Origin of the sequence: Pedobacter kyonggii (assembly GCF_004310665.1) — a bacterium.
In the GTDB taxonomy this organism is placed as follows: domain Bacteria; phylum Bacteroidota; class Bacteroidia; order Sphingobacteriales; family Sphingobacteriaceae; genus Pedobacter; species Pedobacter kyonggii.
In genome coordinates this window covers 134,079-151,257 of sequence record NZ_SIXF01000005.1, presented here as the reverse complement: position 1 = coordinate 151,257, position 17,179 = coordinate 134,079, and the positions used below count along the sequence as shown (strand labels likewise).

Below are 17,179 nucleotides of genomic sequence, written 5' to 3'. Positions count from 1 at the left end.
ATATTTGACGCTGATGAAAATTTACCTTATTCTACTGTTCTCTGTTTTTTCCTTCATAGCATTGGCTCAAGAGGCTCCTGTTAAATGGGCTACGCAGGAAACTTTCTTTGAAGACTTAATAGGTAAAGATTTACCTCCATTTAACGGTTTAACCATCAATAAAAAACAACTCTCCAATGCCGATTTAAAAAATCAGGTAGTGGTGATTAATTTTTGGTTCGAAAAATGCCCGCCCTGTATAGCTGAAATCCCCGAATTAAATAATCTTGTGGCTAAATATGACAAAAAAGCTGTAAGGTTTATCGGGATTACCCATGATAGCGCCGCCAATGCCAGGCGATTTCAGAAACGGAACGGTTACAAATACGAAATTGTATCATTGAGCAAAGACGAGATCCGAAAACTGAATATTAATCACGGCTTTCCGTCAAATGTTCTGGTAGGAAAAGATGGAAAAATTATTTACGCTACTGCTAATATTTCTTTTTCTGATCCACAGTTTAAAGCTAAATCGGTACTTTTTGAGGAAAAGTTAAATGGAACATTAACAAGAAATTAATTATCTAACACCGAAATTCAGTGATTATTACTTCGGGTTGAACAGGTAATGGGTAAAACATAAAATTTTTCATCTGCGGCAAACTAAATCCCTGAATAGCTGTTTTATAAATCAAAATGCGCTTTCATCTCTTAACCATTTCAGATAAATTTAAAATATGGATTTCTTAAGTACTCCGGAAGCTTGGATCTCTCTTTTAACGCTTACCGTGCTCGAGATTGTACTAGGCATCGATAATATTGTTTTTATTTCCATTCTTTCGGGTAAGCTGCCTGAAAATAAACAGAAAAAAGCCCGGCAATTGGGTTTGGCTTTAGCCTTAATAACCAGAGTATTGTTACTGCTCTCTTTAAGTTGGATTATGACATTAACTGCCCCTCTATTTAATATAGGTAATTGGGTTGGAATAGTTGATGGAGGTTGGCTTGAAAAACTGGCTATTTCTGGACGCGATTTGATTTTGATTATTGGGGGCTTGTTCCTTATTTATAAAAGTACCCACGAAATCCACAACAAACTGGAGGGAGAGGAAGATGAAGAGGGGAAAATTAAAGTCCATTCGTTTTGGGCTATCATTGTGCAGATATTGATTTTGGATATTGTATTTTCATTAGATTCGGTAATTACAGCTGTAGGCATGGCAGATCATATTGAGATTATGATTGCAGCTGTGGTAATTGCCGTTATTATTATGATGATTTCTGCCAGTTCTATTAGCAGTTTTGTAAATAAGCACCCAACTGTAAAAATGTTGGCTTTATCGTTTCTATTGCTGATTGGAGTTTCACTTTTAGCCGAAGGCTTAGATCAACATATCCCTAAAGGTTATATTTATTTTGCCATGGCATTTTCGGTATTGGTAGAAATGTTAAACCTTAAGATGAAAAATAGTAACAAAAAGCCTGTCAAGCTTAAAAACACACCTAAGAGTTAAAGACCATTAAATTTTATTCATCCACATTAATTCCATATTTTTCTATCACAATTTAGTGTTAGCTTATGGATTTAAAAGAAAATTTCAGGTCTTTTGTTGTCTGTGCCGCTATTGTTGTATGGTTTTCCCTGGCACTTCAATTCCATGTAAGTTTACAGCTTTTGAATAATGATTATCCTGCAACGCTTAAGGCATTTTTTTCATATTTTACGGTAATAACCAATATTATCGTAGCCATTTGCTTTACCCGCTTATCTTTTGTTAAACGAGCTGAATCAGGGAGTTTATTTACTCAAGCATCTACTTTAACTGCCATAACGATCTACATTGTAGTGGTAGGTCTAATTTACAATATCACCCTGCGTGGTTTGGCATCGCCAGTAGGTTGGGCCAGGTTGGCCGATGAGCTTTTGCATGTGGTAAGCCCTTTGATCTTTTTATTTTTCTGGATTTTCTTCGTTAAAAAATCAACATTACAATACAGGCAGACCACCACATGGCTAGCTTATCCATTGCTTTATGTCGTATTTATTGTGGTTAGGGGTTATGTAATTAATAAATACCCATATCCATTTATTGATGTAGTACAGCTGGGTTATCCTAAAGCTATTCTGAATGCGATTGTAATCCTGTTTATCTTCTGGCTTTTATCTCTTTTATTCATATTTATAGGGAATAAAACAGTTAAGCTTAAAGTACATATTCGTCATTAATCGGTTTAACAGGCTCTGGAATCTCGTCTTCTTCGAGCATCTGTAAAAGATTGATCTCTATCGTTCTTGTAATCTGATTAAGCGGAACACCTGCTGAATTGTTCTCGAAAGGATTAACAAGGCTCATTCCATTAATCTGTGTAGATACAAATACGAAACCAATTAACCAACCCAAAAATATTGCCGCTATCCCTGCGTCCTGACTGATTACCAGGGTAAATGTTACCACAAATAACCAGATAAACACTTTAGTGAGGTAGGAATAGGTAGTAGGGAATATGGTATTTTTAATGCGCTCGCTCATGCCCATTGAATCAGAGAACCGTGTTAACATCTCGTTAATTTCGATAAAGCGAAAACCATCAATGACGTTAGCTTTTGATAATTTCTGTAAATCTCTCGATTGTATATTTAAAATCGCATTATGCGCATTGTTATGTTTTTTTATTTCATTTAAATCTGCTTCAGATAAATATTTAGTGTAAATTTCGTCTACCGTTCCCCTCAAATTTGCCTTTAAAGCATATAAAAACGCGATATGCCTGCAAATCATACGCTTTACGCTTTCCTCATCCTCGTCAACATAATTGATCAATGCCCTTGCAAAAGAGCGGGAATCGTTTACCAAAGCACCCCATATTTTTCGGGCTTCCCACCACCTATCGTAAGCCTGGTTATTGTTAAAACCGATAAAAAAGGCGATAGCTGTGCCTAAAACCGTTGGAATAATGGATGGAATGGAGAAATGATGCGCAATTAAATATTCGCGTACAAAATAAGCTGCGGTGCAGGAGGCAATCATGATCAGATCAACGTGCCATGTATTTCTTAAAATTCTACTTAACCTAATGTTTTGTATTAAAAGCATAAATCTGAATGGAAAATAAATTCGTTACGGATGAAAATACAAAACTAAAGCCGAAATGTTTGGTAATGTAACAAATTAAATGACAGACAGTGCAGGTTGCCGATTGTCATTCAAATGTTTATCTTGGGAAACCAAATATTCTTATTACTTATGAGCGACAATTTACCCAAGAACAATATCTTTAAAGTAATCGGTGCATCATCTTTAGGCACACTGATTGAATGGTACGATTTTTACATTTTTGGTAGCCTTGCGGTTATCATTGGTCATCAGCTGTTTCCAGAAGACGCAGGTGCGTCTGCCTTAATTAACACCTTGGCTATTTTTGCAGCAGGTTTTATTGTTCGTCCATTTGGTGCATTGGTTTTTGGCAGGCTTGGCGATTTAATCGGCAGAAAATATACTTTTTTGCTCACATTGGTGCTGATGGGTGGATCGACATTTTTTATCGGCTTGATCCCATCCTACAAAAGCATTGGTTACGCCGCACCAATTTTGGTTTTAATACTAAGGTTAATCCAGGGGCTGGCTTTGGGTGGCGAATATGGTGGTGCTGCAACCTATGTGGCAGAGCACGCACCTAAAAATAAACGTGGCTTTTTTACCAGCTGGATTCAAACTACGGCAACCTTAGGACTGTTCCTTTCATTGGGGATTATCGTAATTACAAAGAATATTTTAGGTGCTGAAACTTTTGGCGATTGGGGTTGGAGAATCCCTTTCCTACTGTCAATTGTACTCGTTGTGGTGTCGATTTACATCCGCATGAAAATGCACGAATCGCCAATGTTTTCTAAGCTGAAAGCTGAAGGAAATATTTCAAAAAACCCTTTAAAAGAAAGTTTTAATAACAAAGCAAATTTTAAAATGGTACTTCTGGCTTTATTTGGTGCTACCATGGGGCAAGGGGTAATCTGGTATACAGGTCAATTTTATGCACAATCGTTTTTAGAGAATACCTGTAAATTAGATTTTAACGATTCGAGATACATTTTGCTTTGGGGAATTGCTTTTGCCACGCCATTTTTTGTGGTGTTCGGTGCCTGGAGTGATAAGGTTGGCCGAAAATGGATTATGCTTAGCGGTATGCTTTTGGGAATTCTTTTTTATCGCCCCATTTATCAAATGTTTTTGGATGATACCGATTATACAAAAATTGAACAGACTGATATTTTATCTGCAACACCCGCTCCGGTAACTTCTGTTTTGATTGCAAACTTAACCGACAGTTTACGAACCGTTTCTACTAAAGTAATGTTAAAAGATGGTGCATCTTTTAACAAGGTGCAAATTGATACGGTTTCTGTAACAAAAGGGATTCTCCTGGGGAAAGAAGTAGTAAAAGATAAAGTTTTGCCTAAGCCAATATTTTGGAAATTTGTTGGCTTAATTTTCTTCCAGATTTTATTGGTAACCATGGTTTATGGGCCAATTGCGGCTTTTCTGGTTGAATTATTCCCAACTAAAATCCGGTACACCTCTATGTCACTGCCTTATCATATCGGTAACGGTGTTTTCGGTGGACTTGTACCATTTATTGCAACCTTGATTGCAAGCTTTTCAGGCGCTACGCCACTATCTGGCCTTTGGTATCCGATAGGTATAGCAGCACTGAGCCTGGTTATTGGCACAATTTATTTATCGAATAAAAGAGACGAAAATATTAACGACTAGATACGAAGAAGATGAATACGTTAAAGAAATTTTTAGGATTGGTTTGGATGGTTTTAGGACCATTAACAATGACTTTTTTGTTTATCCAGGCGATAGATAAAGTGGGCTTGACCCATACGGATATCGAACGTACCAATACCATACTGCAATGGGCAATTATCCTGTTTATTTTCCTCCCGATCAGCCTGGGATTGATGATATTTGGCTTTTATGCCTGGAAAGGAGAGTATGATCGCTTGCCGGAAAGTTCGGAGGAATTGTAATTTATATGGTGGTAGGCAATATTCTTTTCCTTAATTTGCCTTGTGGTTAATGTTTTTTAATTCATTGTAAACCAACTGCGCAATTGCTTTGGCACCCTCTGGCTGGAAGTGGGTATTATCTTTTTGCCCTTTTGGATAAGCCTCATATTTTGCTGAGTCTAAATTCATAAAGTAATGTTTGCTTACAAATTCATTGCCCTTTGTCGTGAAAAAACTCGCTGAAAGTGAGGTTAGATCTATAACGGGTGTATTTAATTCTTTGGCCACATCTTTCACGGCTTGTGGATATTCGCCATGTGCACTGCCCAATTTACCATCTTTCCAGGGGTAATTGCGGGTAACCGGGGTGATCAGGATCGGTAAAGCGCCTTTCGCCCTTGTTTCTTTCACGTACATCCTTAAAAAATCTTTATAGCCCGGGGTATCAACATAACGTTCAGGTTTGTCTTTCGCGGCATCGTTGTGCCCAAACTGGATCAATACAAGATCATTCTTTTCCAGGGTTGATAAAACTTCTTTCCACCTTCCCTCTTCAAAAAAAGTCCTGGTACTTCTTCCCCCTTTTGCTTTATCAATAACCAAAGCGCTGTCGCTTTTAATCAGCCTGTTTAATTTTTTTAAGCTGTCTTTTTTTAAGAATTGTTGAAAAACCTGTCCCCAGCCTGTAATGGGATACTTTTTCTGTAGATAACCTTCATCTAAAGTATAATCTGCCACGGTAGAATCGCCGATTAAATAAAGCTTAACAGGTTTAGGTTTGATGATGAAAGACATTAATAAGATAACACCAAACGCTGCGATAAGAAGTTTATATTTTTTCATTATAGTTTATTTTAATGCTTGTACACGGAACCAATCAAATTCGGCAATTCCTGAATCATTGGTTTGGGTATCCCGAAGGGCAAAAATCCCCACTTTTGCGCCGATCCATTGGCCTGCTGTTGCCTGAAACTCATCTCCTACATCCGTAAAACGAGTTCCATCTTCACTGTAACTAAACTGGCATTTTGCACCAGTAGTAACTTTAACCCTGAAATATGCTGAGCCCGATTTTAGTTTGGTAATTTCCTTTTCATTTTCCACTTTTCCCTTGTCGGCACTTTGACAAACACTGTACATGAGGTATAATCCGTCTTTTTTGCTTTTAATACTAACCTGCGCATAACTTCTTCCCATCACCACCAAGCCTGTTTTTTCGTTTTCCAATTTCAGATTAGGTTTAAACAAGAGCTTGGTTGTTGCCATAAATTCATCTGCAGGAAATTTCTGCATCAACAGATTCGGAACGTCCCAAAGGTTTTTGGCATCATCAGGAATTTTTGAAGTATATAACTTTAATAAACCTTTACCTGCATCGGTAAATAACCAGGTTGGCTGCGGATTTGCCTGCCATTGCCATTGCAAACCTAGCTTTGAAGTTTCAAACTCATCACTCTCTACCGGCGTTTCAATCGGATAAACCTTGCCCACATTTGGTTTTTTAAGGGTGATAACCGGTTCGCCTTTACCGTCGCCATCTGCATCAAGCCCGATAACAGGCCAATTATTGATCCATTTCATAGGCTGCAGGTGAACCACGCGACCATAAGCATCTTTATCCTGAAAATGAAGAAACCAATCTTCGCCTGTTTGGGTATTTACCCAGGCGCCCTGATGAGGACCATTTACCGAAGATTTCCCTTGATCCATGGCTACTTTCCTCTCATATGGACCGTAGATATTTTTACTTCTAAGAATCAATTGCCAGCCTGTAGAAACGCCACCAGCTGGTGCGAACAAATAGTAATAGCCATTGCGTTTATAAACTTTTGGACCCTCAATGGTTGGGTCGAGTTCGTGGCCATCGTATACAATTCTGCCGGTTTCTATAGCTGCAGATCCGTCGTTGCTTAATGGCATAATGGCCAAAACACTTTTTATGCCCGCACGGCTTCCTGCGTAGGCGTAAGCAAGGTAGGCCTTGCCATCTTCATCCCAGAACGGACAGGGATCAATCAATCCTTTACCTGCGGCGACCAATTTTGGTGCAGACCAGGCTCCTGTTATGGTTTTTGCCTTGGTTAAATAAATCCCAAAGTCAGGGTCTGGATAATAGATAAAAAATTCGCCATTGCGGTAACGGATGGAAGGCGCCCAAACACCATTGCCATGCTGGGTTTTTTCGAAATGCTCAAATGGAGGCTGGCGTTTTAAGGCATGGCCGATTATTTTCCAATTGATCAAATCTCTAGAATGCAGGATCGGCAGCCCCGGGACGGCATCAAAACTGGAGGCGATCATATAAAAATCATCTCCCACCCGGATAGCGTCAGGATCAGAATAATCGGCGTTGATAACCGGATTTTTATAGGTTCCGTTACCTTGGTCAGAAACCCAAACTTTAGATATGTACCCACTTTTTGGAGCAGGTTGGGCAAAGGTATTTATGCTAAAACTTAAAACGAGGATTAAACTAAATTGATATTTCATTATGCAATGATGTTTTTAATATTTGGTCAGTTATTTATCTGGCGTTACGTCATTCCCGCCTGCGCGGGAATTTTAATGCGGCTTGTAATTGGAGGCTGTATATATCATATTTGTAATTCATTTCGAATTTGTCACGTTGTCCAAAGGACTACTACGGAGAGCCTGTCGAAACGCCTTGTAAGACATTTAAGGCAGGTCCTTCGACAAGCTCAGGATGACAATCTATATTTATGATGCAGACGCGTCTATTTTATCAAAGTAGCCTATCAACAAGGTTAAGTCTTTTTTTATTTTTAGGCAAGTTGTTATTGTGCAATCGTTCCCGACATCGTTTGCAATGTTTAATCTCAAAGAAACTTCTTTCTGATGGATATTAATGTTTAAAATTGTTCATCATATATTTTAAAAACACGGCTGCGTTACAAAGTTTATACTTTTACGTGGCCGATTTTAATTTAAGCCTAACCAAATTGATATGAAAGCAATCATCCTATTTTTACTGATAACCGTTTCATCAGTAGTTTATGCCCTAGATGTTAAGCCCGATTTTGTGGTAGCTGCCGATGGAAGTGGAAACTTTAAAACGGTACAGGAAGCGATACACGCCGTGCCCGATTTCAGAAACAAAACAACCATAATTTTTATCAAAAAAGGCATTTACAAAGAAAAGCTAATCCTGGCCGCCTCTAAAAAGAATGTGAAATTTATTGGAGAAAGTCTTAACGAAACCATTTTAACATATGATGACTACGCCCAGAAGAAGAATATTTTTGGTGAAGAAAAAGGTACATCGGGTTCTTCCAGCTTTTATATTTATGGCGAAGGCTTTTCTGCAGAAAATATCACCTTCGAAAATTCATCAGGTCCGGTGGGGCAAGCCGTTGCGGTTTGGGCAGGTGGTGATAAATTAATTTTTACCAATTGCAGGTTTTTAGGTTTTCAGGATACACTTTATACCTACGGAGGCAACAACCGCCAATATTATAAAAACTGTTACATCGAAGGAACGGTCGATTTTATTTTCGGAGCTTCGACGGCCTGGTTCGAAAGTTGCACCATTTTCTGTAAAAAGGCGGGTTATATCACCGCGGCATCAACTGCTGATACTACAAAATTTGGTTATGTATTAAACAAATGCAAAATCAAAGGAGATGCACCTGCCAATAGTTTTTACCTGGGTAGACCATGGAGGCCTTACGCAAAAGTTGTTTATCTCAACTGCGAATTACCAGATTTTATCCGCCCTGAAGGCTGGAATAACTGGGGAAAAGAGAGCAATGAGAAAACGGCCTATTACGCTGAATATAAGAGCACTGGCAAAGGAGCCGATCCACAAAGCAGGGCAAATTGGTCGCATCAATTAACAGACGAAGCGTATAAAAGTTACATTTTGGAAAACGTTTTCCGTGGGTGGAATCCGGAGGCGAAATAAGTCATGCAAATAGCTGATAAACAACACTTAATCGGCTTAAGCAATGTGCTTTTTCGCTTCGTTTTCCGGCAACGATTGCATAGATTTCTCTTCTATTTTAGGTGCAAACAACGTACACTTGTTATTACAATAACCAAGTATAATTTAACAGCACAAATAATGAAACATATTTCTGGTAGTTTATACCGTATTAAAGTAGCGCTGGCATGCTTAATTTTATCTTCTGCAAGTTCTGCCATCGCACAACAAAAGCAAAGCTTACCCATTATCCAGCAGGTTAAATTTAAAAAAGATACCACTAGCATTATCAGCTTTGGAGCAAAAGGAGATGGGATTACCTTAAATACTCAAAGCATTAATAAAACCATAGCCAGCGTAAGCCAAAAAGGTGGCGGTGTGGTTTTAATTCCATCAGGCTTGTGGTTAACTGGCCCTATTGAGTTAAAAAGTAATGTAAACCTACACCTTAAACGAGATGCAATCCTTCAGTTTACCGACGACTTTAACCAATACAAATTGGTACAGGGAAATTGGGAAGGCCAACCCGCGTGGAGAAACCAGAGTCCGATTTCGGGTGTTAACCTCGAAAACATAGCCATTACCGGTACAGGGATTATCGACGGGAACGGTGGAGCCTGGCGCATGGTTAAAAAAGATAAATTGACCGAAACACAGTGGAAAACCTTGGTGGCTTCTGGCGGCGTAGTGAGGGCTGACGGAAAAATGTGGTACCCATCTGAAAAAACCGTTAAAGGTTCCAATACCAAAAATGCAGGTGTAATTGAAGCTGGCAAAACGGCAGCCGATTATGAAGATATAAAAGATTTCCTTCGTCCGAATCTGTTGGTTTTAACAGGGTGCAAAAAAATTCTTTTAGAGGGTGTTACCTTTCAAAATTCACCAGCATGGAATTTACACCCTTTACTTTGTGAAGATTTGACTTTAAGAAACCTACAGGTAAAAAACCCCTGGTTTGCGCAGAATGGTGATGGAGTTGATGTAGAATCGTGCAAAAACGTATTGATTGAAGGCAGCACTTTCGATGTGGGTGATGATGGGATCTGTATTAAATCAGGAAGAGATGAAGCTGGCCGTAAACGCGGTGTACCTACAGAAAATGTAATTGTTCGAAATAATGTGGTTTACCATGCCCATGGCGGTTTTGTTATCGGAAGCGAGATGAGTGGTGGTGCAAAAAATATCTGGGTGTACGACTGTTCTTTTATCGGTACCGACATTGGCCTTCGTTTTAAAACTACCCGCGGCCGTGGTGGTGTGGTAGAAAATATTTATATCAACAATATCAACATGATCGATATTCCGGGCGAAGCGATTCTGTTTGATATGTATTATGCTGCGGTTGATCCGGTTCCATTGGCAGGCGAAAAACGCGAAGCCATTAAAACGGTAACGGTTCCGGTAACCGAAGCTACCCCTCAGTTCAGAAATTTTTACATTAAAGATGTGGTAGCCAATGGTGCTGAGAAAGCCATATTTTTCAGGGGATTGCCAGAGATGAACATCAAAGATATCCACCTGGAAAACGTAACCATAAAAGCGAAGAAAGGCATTGAAATTATTGAAGCCGCTGGAATTTTCCTTAAAAACATAAACGTAATTACCGAAGATACCAGTCCGGTTGTAATGATCCAGAACAGTTCCAACATCAATATCAGTAACTTAAAATACCCTGATAACAGCAAGGTTTTATTTGATGTATCGGGAGAAAAAACAAAAGGTGTAAAAATTAGCGGAACAGATGTTTCTAAAGCAAAAATGGCTTCACTTTTAGGTATAGAGGTAGATAAAAAAGCACTGGAAATTTCAAAATAACAAACATGAAGAGATCAATTCTATATAAAGCAGCTGCGCTCATCGGTTTTTCTATTTTAACACAAAGTGGATTTGCCCAAAAGAAATTGTCAGAACAGTTAACCCTAACAGCGACGGAAAAACTGTTTCAGGATACTACACTGTTAAAAGGTGCCAAAGGCCCTAAATGGACCTACGACATGGGCGTAGTACTGGAAGGTGCTGCAGCAGTTTGGCGGAATACCGGCGATGGGAAATATTTCAAGTACATCCAAAGCTCAATGGATGCCTATCTGGATAAGGAAGGGAATATCAATACGTATAAGCCTGATGATTTTAATATCGACAACATTAAAAATGGCCGTTCGTTATTATTGTTATATAAGGTTACCGGACAGCAAAAATACCTGTTAGCGGCAACTAAATTATACGATCAGCTACAAAAACAGCCACGTACCCAGGAAGGTGGCTTTTGGCACAAGAAAATTTATCCCAATCAAATGTGGCTGGATGGCTTATACATGGGCGAACCGTTTTATGCGGAATACGCCAAGCTGATGAAAAAAGATGCAGCTTTCGACGATATTGCCAAGCAGTTTATCCTGATGGAGAAAAATGCCAGAGATGCTAAAACAGGATTACTTTATCACGGATACGATGAAAGTAGAGCAGAGCAATGGGCTGATAAAAAAACAGGTCGCTCAGCAAATTTCTGGGGCAGGGCAATGGGCTGGTACATTATGGCTTTGGTAGATGTGCTGGATAATTTTCCGGCCAATCATCCACAAAGTAAAGAATTAATTGCCATTTTAAACCGTACGGCAACCGCTGCAATAAAATACCAGGATCCAAAATCGGGTGTTTGGTTCGATATTTTAGATATGCCAACCAGAAAAGGAAATTACCTCGAAAGTTCTGCGTCGAGCATGTTTGTATATGGATTAGCCAAAGGTGTACGTAAAGGTTGGTTGGCACCATCATTTATGGCCGCTGCAAATAAAGGTTACGCAGGCTTAAAGAAAGAATTTGTTGAACAAGCAGGGGCGGAAAGAATTAATCTGACCAAAACCGTTTCGGTATCGGGATTGGGAGGAAAACCTAAATACCGCGATGGAAGCTTCGACTATTACATCAGCGAAAAAGTAATCACCAACGATCCGAAAGGTGTAGGGGCGTTTATCTGCGCCTCTTCAGAAATGGAAATTGCCGCGTTCCCTAAAACAGGTAAAGGTTTAACTGTTACGGTTGATAATTTTTTCAATAACGAGTATATGATCGGCCCAACCGGAGATAAAATCCCTTTCCATTACGTATGGGAAGAAGATGATAACAATGGCTTTTCGTTATTTGGTAAAGTATTTAACGATGCTGGTGTAAAAACCGCTACCCTTAAAACTGCACCAACAACTGCAAACTTAAAAGGAAGTAACATTTACATTATTGTAGATCCTGATACGGAAAAAGAAACTGCAAACCCAAATTTCATGAATGCAACACACGCCAAACAGGTTAGCGAATGGGTTAAAGCGGGTGGCGTATTGGTATTGCTATTAAATGATGTTGGCAATTGCGAAATTTCAAAATTTAACGTATTACCAGAAACCTTCGGCATTCATTTTAACGAGGATAGCCGCAACAAGGTTCAAGGTTCGAACTTTGAACAAGGCGCAGTAAAAATCCCCGCCGGAAATTCAATTTTTAAAACAGCTAAAAAGGTTTACATCAAAGAGATTTCCACTATTGTGGCAAAAAGCCCTGCCGTTTCTGCCTTAAAAGATAATGGTGATGTGCTTATCGCAACAGCAAAATATGGTAAAGGAACTGTTTTCGCGGTAGGTGATCCGTGGTTTTACAACGAATATATCGATGGCAGAAAATTGCCCGCAGATTTTGAAAACTTTAAGGCAACGAACGATCTGGTAAACTGGTTGATTAAACAAGTTCCGGGTAAAAAGTAGGAGTTAACCACAGATGAAAAGGATGAACACAGATAGATTAAATATTAGTCACGGAAACCCGGAGGCACAGAAAAAGAATTAAGTGGTGGTCTGTGGGGACACAGACCATGGAATAAAAAAGTTCTCCGTGTTAATCCGTACTTCCGTGGCAATAAACTAACAAACAGAAATGATGAAAATAAAAATACTGTTAACCCTCATCTGTATAAGCTCAATGCTATCGTGTTATGCACAGCAGTCTACCGATTCTACGGCAGATAAAATGCTTGTATATCAACTCGGTAATGGTGGTTGGCCGAAGCAGTTGGAAGATAAAAGTGTGGTTAACTATGGTGCAACCTTAACACCTGAGCTTTTAGCCAGAATAAAAGCCACCAAAGATCTGCATGCCACATTCGATAACAAAGCCACCAGCAGAGAAGTAGTATATCTTGTTAAGGCCTATAAAAAAACACAGAACAAGGCTTATTTAACGGCAGCTGAAAAAGGATTGGATTACATTTTATCCGCTCAATATGCCAATGGTGGCTGGCCACAATATTATCCTGATAAATCTTCCTACCGTTCAGAAATTACCTACAATGATGATGCAATGATTAATGTGCTGAAGATTTTACAGGATATTGCTACACAGAAAAATGATTTTGAGGTGGTGAATCCAGCTTACATTAAAAAAGCAGAGAAAGCCATTGCTAAAGGGGTTGATTGTATTATCAAAACACAGGTAAAACAGAATGGTACTTTAACCATCTGGGCTGCGCAATACGATAAGGACTCGATGTTGCCAGCAAAAGCAAGAGCATTTGAGCCGGCTTCGTTAAGTACAAGTGAATCGGCAGGTATTGTTCGTTTCTTGATGAGACTTAAAAACCCATCACCAGAAGTAAAAAGTGCAGTTGCAGCAGCGGTGAAATGGTTCGATACCTATAAAATTGTTGGCTACCGTTTCGATAGACCGAGCGACCCTAAAACCAATATTAAAACCGCGGCTTTGGTTGCTGATAATACAGCCAATACCTGGGCGCGTTTTTACGATATGGAAAAAAACACTCCGATTTTCGGTGATCGCGACAATACGATTAAAACAAAATTGGAAGAGTTAAGTCCCGAGCGGCGAAACGGCTATGCCTGGTATGGTAACTGGGGGCAAAAATTAATTGAAAAGGAATACCCGAAGTGGTTAAGCACAAACGGAAAATAAATAAAATATAAATCGTCATTGCTAGGAATAAAACAATGATGGAAATCGCAAGGATATGATTTTAAACAAAGAAAATTTAGCAAACATTAACGGCGACAAGGTTACCAAACCAAGTGCCGAAATTTTGGCTTTACCAGAAAAAGTAATCCAGTTTGGAACAGGTGTTTTATTACGTGGTTTACCAGATTACTTTATTGATAAAGCCAATCAAAAAGGCATTTTTAACGGACGTATTTTAGTGGTTAAATCTACGTCAAAAGGCGGGGCAGATGCATTCTCGAAACAGGATAATTTATACACACTTTGTGTAAAGGGAATCGAAGATGGGATAAATGTGGAGGAAAATTCAATCAACTCTTCTATTAGCCGAGTACTGTCGGCTTCTCAAGATTGGGCCGAAATTTTAAAAGCTGCCCACCAGCCAGAAATGCAGATCGTAATTTCGAATACCACTGAAGTTGGGATTGTTAAAAGCGAAGATAAAATAACCGATAATCCACCGCAATCTTATCCGGGGAAATTACTTGCATTCTTGCACGAAAGATACACTGCTTTTAATGGTTCGGCCGAAAGCGGAATGGTAATTGTACCTACAGAATTAATCAGTGACAATGCCGATAAATTGAAAGAAATTTTATTAGATCTGGCCATCCTGAACAAATTGGGCTGGGATTTCGAAAACTGGTTAAAAACAGCCAATCATTTTTGCAAAACTTTGGTTGATAGGATTGTTCCGGGAAAACTTCCTGAGGCCGAACAAAAATCGATTGAAAGTGAACTGGGTTATGAAGATGAACTCATGATTATGGCCGAACCCTTCAGACTTTGGGCTATCGAATCCTCAAGCGAAAAAGTGAAGGAGATTTTATCTTTTGAAAAGGCTGATAAAGGGGTTTTTATTGTTCCATCGATCGATAAATTTAAAGAGCTAAAACTCCGTTTACTTAACGGTACGCACACCATTAGCTGTGGATTAGCCATTTTAGCAGGCTTTAATACCGTAAAAGAGGCTATGGCGAATAAAGATTTTTCAGCCAATGTGTTAAAACTGATGAAAGATGAAATTGCCCCTGTTGTGGTAAACGAAGATATCACCTATGATGAAGCGATTGCCTTTGCAGAAAGCGTAATCGACCGTTTTAGCAATCCGTCCTTAGAGCACCAGTGGCAAGCCATAACGCTAAACTTCACCTCAAAAATGCAGATGCGTAACATGCCCTTAATCAGAAGGTATTACGCTTTAAAGAATGAAGTACCCCAACTTACCGCTTTAGGTGTGGCAGCATATATCCTTTTCATGAATGTAAACCAGGAAGGTGATACTTACACGGCCAGCGCGAATGGAAAAACCTACCCGATACAGGATGAATTTGCAGAGATTCTATATGAATACTGGAAAAACCCTGAAACGGTTGTAGATAATACCCTTGGCGACAGACGTCTCTGGGATAAAAACTTGAATAACTACCCTGGCTTTAACGCGGCCGTAAAATCCTACGTTGATTTATTACAGAACAAGGGTGCAAAAGAAACTTTAAGTAACTTGCATTCAGAAAGAACAATTTAAAATGGTTACTAGAATTTTAAAAATCCATCCTAACGATAATGTACTTGTTGCCTTGCAAAACCTGGCAAAAGGCGAAACCGTTATTTACGATGGACAGGAATATATTTTACAGGATGATATCCAGGCTAAGCATAAGTTTTTTATGCAGGATATGAATGCAGGTGATCACATTATTATGTATGGGGTACTGGTGGGGAAAGCGCAACATTTCATCTTAAAAGGCGGTTTAATGGATACCGAAAATACGAAACATGCCTCTGATCCGTATGAGTTCAGGCCATACCATTACGAATGGCATGCCCCTGATGTTTCTAAATTTGAAGGCAGAACCTTTAACGGCTATATCCGAAGTGATGGCCGCGTGGGTACTGCAAATTATTGGTTATTTATTCCGACTGTATTTTGCGAAAACCGCAATCTGGATGTGATCCGTGAGGCTTTGCACAATGAATTGGGCTATGCCGTAACCGATAAATACAAATCTTACGCCCATGAACTGGTTGAGGCTTATAAAAACGGCGAAATCCTGGAAGAAGCTGATCCAAGTTCAATTGGAATTGCAAATCCGTCAGCCAACCGCGTTTTTAAAAATGTTGATGGCATTAAATTCTTAAATCACCAGGGTGGTTGCGGAGGCACCCGTCAGGATGCTGCTGTATTAAGTAAATTATTGGCCGCGTATGCCGATCATCCTAACGTTGCTGGTGTAACCGTATTGAGCTTAGGGTGTCAGAATCTACAGGTTAAAGATTTTATGGACGATTTAAAGCACCGCAGTCCGAATTTTGATAAACCTTTATTCGTTTTTGAACAGCAGCAATCGCAAAGCGAAGAACAACTGGTGAAAGAAGCCATCAGAAAAACCTTTATCGGTTTAACTGAAATTAACAAAATCGAACGTCAGCCTGCTCCTTTAAGCAAACTGGTTTTAGGTGTTAAATGTGGCGGAAGCGACGGTTTTAGTGGAATCAGTGCTAATCCGGCAGTAGGTTATACCTCTGATTTATTGGTGGCTTTGGGCGGTACTGTACTTCTTGCCGAGTTCCCTGAACTTTGCGGCGCAGAACAACAGTTAATCGACCGTACAAAAGACGAAACCGCTGCGCGTAAATTCATCCAATTAATGACTGCTTACAATCAATCTGCAGAAAATGTAGGTTCCGGGTTTTTCATGAATCCATCACCTGGAAATATAAAAGATGGTTTGATTACCGATGCGATTAAGAGTACCGGAGCAGCAAAAAAAGGTGGAACTTCACCCGTGGAAGATGTATTAGATTATACTGAGCCTGCTACAAAACCAGGATTAAACTTAGTTTGTACTCCCGGAAATGACGTGGAGGCCACTACAGGAAAAGCAGCATCTGGAGCAACTCTAATCTTGTTTACTACAGGTCTAGGCACGCCAACAGGAAACCCGGTTTGCCCAACCATTAAGGTTTCAACCAATAATGCATTAACCAAACGCATGGGCGATATTATCGATATCAACTGCGGACCGGTAATCGAAGGCGAAAAAACCATCGAACAGATGGGCGAAGATATCCTGGAGTATTGTATTAAGGCTGCCAGTGGCGAAGTAATTCCTAAAGCGGTGCTGCTTAACCAGGATGATTTTATTCCATGGAAAAGGGGAGTGAGCCTTTAGTGAGTCTGGAGTCGTAAGTCGTGAGTCTTGGAACCCAATTCCGTGGTCTGTGTCCTCACAGACCACCAAGCAAATAAAACA

The 17,179-nt window shown here is 39.5% G+C and carries 14 protein-coding genes; 11 read left to right on the top strand and 3 right to left on the bottom strand.

Features of this window, described 5'->3' with window-relative positions; all coding sequences use genetic code 11:
• Window positions 1-13: 13 nt before the first annotated feature.
• From EYS08_RS07660 to EYS08_RS07650, 3 genes are all read left to right on the top strand, one after another.
• The gene (locus tag EYS08_RS07660; RefSeq protein ID WP_131029466.1) at window positions 14-559 is read left to right on the top strand and encodes a TlpA family protein disulfide reductase; all 546 of its coding nucleotides are present in this window, start codon (window positions 14-16) and stop codon (window positions 557-559) included.
• 157 nt (window positions 560-716) lie between these two features.
• Window positions 717-1,493 carry a TerC family protein gene (locus tag EYS08_RS07655; protein WP_131029465.1) on the top strand — a complete coding sequence of 259 codons (777 nt, stop codon included), beginning with the start codon at window positions 717-719 and terminating at the stop codon, window positions 1,491-1,493.
• Between the two features lie 65 nt (window positions 1,494-1,558).
• Window positions 1,559-2,206: a Pr6Pr family membrane protein gene (locus tag EYS08_RS07650; protein ID WP_131029464.1), complete on the top strand. Its 648-nt coding sequence runs from the start codon at window positions 1,559-1,561 to the stop codon at window positions 2,204-2,206.
• Here the strand turns inward: EYS08_RS07650 and EYS08_RS07645 are convergent.
• On the bottom strand, window positions 2,184-3,074 hold the full coding sequence (locus EYS08_RS07645; RefSeq protein WP_131029463.1) for a bestrophin family protein: 891 nt from the start codon (window positions 3,072-3,074) through the stop codon (window positions 2,184-2,186). The genes EYS08_RS07650 and EYS08_RS07645 overlap by 23 nt on opposite strands.
• Before the next feature lie 150 nt (window positions 3,075-3,224).
• Between EYS08_RS07645 and EYS08_RS07640 the strand changes: the two genes are divergently transcribed.
• Together EYS08_RS07640 and EYS08_RS07635 are read left to right on the top strand one after the other, a co-directional pair.
• Entirely contained in the window at window positions 3,225-4,748 is a 1,524-nt protein-coding gene (locus EYS08_RS07640) for an MFS transporter (RefSeq protein WP_131029462.1), read from the top strand.
• Window positions 4,749-4,759: 11 nt separating this feature from the next.
• Complete coding sequence (locus tag EYS08_RS07635; protein ID WP_131029461.1) at window positions 4,760-5,011, top strand: DUF6814 family protein; 252 nt, start codon at window positions 4,760-4,762, stop codon at window positions 5,009-5,011.
• Between the two features lie 30 nt (window positions 5,012-5,041).
• Here EYS08_RS07635 and EYS08_RS07630 read toward each other — a convergent pair whose 3' ends face one another.
• Window positions 5,042-5,833, bottom strand: a complete 792-nt coding sequence (locus EYS08_RS07630) for a rhamnogalacturonan acetylesterase (RefSeq protein WP_131029460.1) — start codon at window positions 5,831-5,833, stop codon at window positions 5,042-5,044.
• A gap of 6 nt (window positions 5,834-5,839) precedes the next feature.
• On the bottom strand, window positions 5,840-7,480 hold the full coding sequence (locus tag EYS08_RS07625) for a glycoside hydrolase family 43 protein (protein WP_131029459.1): 1,641 nt from the start codon (window positions 7,478-7,480) through the stop codon (window positions 5,840-5,842).
• Between the two features lie 475 nt (window positions 7,481-7,955).
• Between EYS08_RS07625 and EYS08_RS07620 the strand changes: the two genes are divergently transcribed.
• The 6 genes from EYS08_RS07620 to EYS08_RS07595 all read left to right on the top strand — a co-directional run bounded on the left by EYS08_RS07620 (window position 7,956) and on the right by EYS08_RS07595 (window position 17,098).
• The gene (locus EYS08_RS07620; protein ID WP_131029458.1) at window positions 7,956-8,912 is read left to right on the top strand and encodes a pectinesterase family protein; all 957 of its coding nucleotides are present in this window, start codon (window positions 7,956-7,958) and stop codon (window positions 8,910-8,912) included.
• A gap of 159 nt (window positions 8,913-9,071) precedes the next feature.
• Window positions 9,072-10,745, top strand: coding sequence for a glycoside hydrolase family 28 protein (locus EYS08_RS07615; protein ID WP_131029457.1), 1,674 nt, complete (start codon window positions 9,072-9,074; stop codon window positions 10,743-10,745).
• A 5-nt stretch (window positions 10,746-10,750) separates the two neighbouring features.
• A complete protein-coding gene (locus tag EYS08_RS07610) occupies window positions 10,751-12,682 on the top strand; it encodes a glycoside hydrolase family 88 protein (protein WP_131029456.1) in 1,932 nt (643 codons plus the stop codon).
• Window positions 12,683-12,851: 169 nt separating this feature from the next.
• Complete coding sequence (pelA, locus tag EYS08_RS07605; protein ID WP_131029455.1) at window positions 12,852-13,883, top strand: pectate lyase; 1,032 nt, start codon at window positions 12,852-12,854, stop codon at window positions 13,881-13,883.
• A 55-nt stretch (window positions 13,884-13,938) separates the two neighbouring features.
• Window positions 13,939-15,450 carry a tagaturonate reductase gene (locus tag EYS08_RS07600; protein ID WP_131029454.1) on the top strand — a complete coding sequence of 504 codons (1,512 nt, stop codon included), beginning with the start codon at window positions 13,939-13,941 and terminating at the stop codon, window positions 15,448-15,450.
• Window position 15,451: 1 nt separating this feature from the next.
• Entirely contained in the window at window positions 15,452-17,098 is a 1,647-nt protein-coding gene (locus tag EYS08_RS07595; RefSeq protein WP_131029453.1) for a UxaA family hydrolase, read from the top strand.
• Window positions 17,099-17,179 lie beyond the last annotated feature (81 nt).

What these genes read in the sequence shown, in the direction of transcription:
- EYS08_RS07620 (WP_131029458.1), top strand. Translation starts at nt 7,956, where the DNA reads ATGAAAGCAATCATCCTATTTTTACTGATAACCGTTTCATCAGTAGTT.
- EYS08_RS07660 (WP_131029466.1), top strand. Translation starts at nt 14, where the DNA reads ATGAAAATTTACCTTATTCTACTGTTCTCTGTTTTTTCCTTCATAGCA.
- pelA (WP_131029455.1), top strand. Translation starts at nt 12,852, where the DNA reads ATGATGAAAATAAAAATACTGTTAACCCTCATCTGTATAAGCTCAATG.
- EYS08_RS07615 (WP_131029457.1), top strand. Translation starts at nt 9,072, where the DNA reads ATGAAACATATTTCTGGTAGTTTATACCGTATTAAAGTAGCGCTGGCA.
- EYS08_RS07635 (WP_131029461.1), top strand. Translation starts at nt 4,760, where the DNA reads ATGAATACGTTAAAGAAATTTTTAGGATTGGTTTGGATGGTTTTAGGA.
- EYS08_RS07625 (WP_131029459.1), bottom strand. Translation starts at nt 7,480, where the DNA reads ATGAAATATCAATTTAGTTTAATCCTCGTTTTAAGTTTTAGCATAAAT.
- EYS08_RS07630 (WP_131029460.1), bottom strand. Translation starts at nt 5,833, where the DNA reads ATGAAAAAATATAAACTTCTTATCGCAGCGTTTGGTGTTATCTTATTA.
- EYS08_RS07600 (WP_131029454.1), top strand. Translation starts at nt 13,939, where the DNA reads ATGATTTTAAACAAAGAAAATTTAGCAAACATTAACGGCGACAAGGTT.
- EYS08_RS07595 (WP_131029453.1), top strand. Translation starts at nt 15,452, where the DNA reads ATGGTTACTAGAATTTTAAAAATCCATCCTAACGATAATGTACTTGTT.
- EYS08_RS07650 (WP_131029464.1), top strand. Translation starts at nt 1,559, where the DNA reads ATGGATTTAAAAGAAAATTTCAGGTCTTTTGTTGTCTGTGCCGCTATT.
- EYS08_RS07610 (WP_131029456.1), top strand. Translation starts at nt 10,751, where the DNA reads ATGAAGAGATCAATTCTATATAAAGCAGCTGCGCTCATCGGTTTTTCT.
- EYS08_RS07645 (WP_131029463.1), bottom strand. Translation starts at nt 3,074, where the DNA reads ATGCTTTTAATACAAAACATTAGGTTAAGTAGAATTTTAAGAAATACA.
- EYS08_RS07640 (WP_131029462.1), top strand. Translation starts at nt 3,225, where the DNA reads ATGAGCGACAATTTACCCAAGAACAATATCTTTAAAGTAATCGGTGCA.
- EYS08_RS07655 (WP_131029465.1), top strand. Translation starts at nt 717, where the DNA reads ATGGATTTCTTAAGTACTCCGGAAGCTTGGATCTCTCTTTTAACGCTT.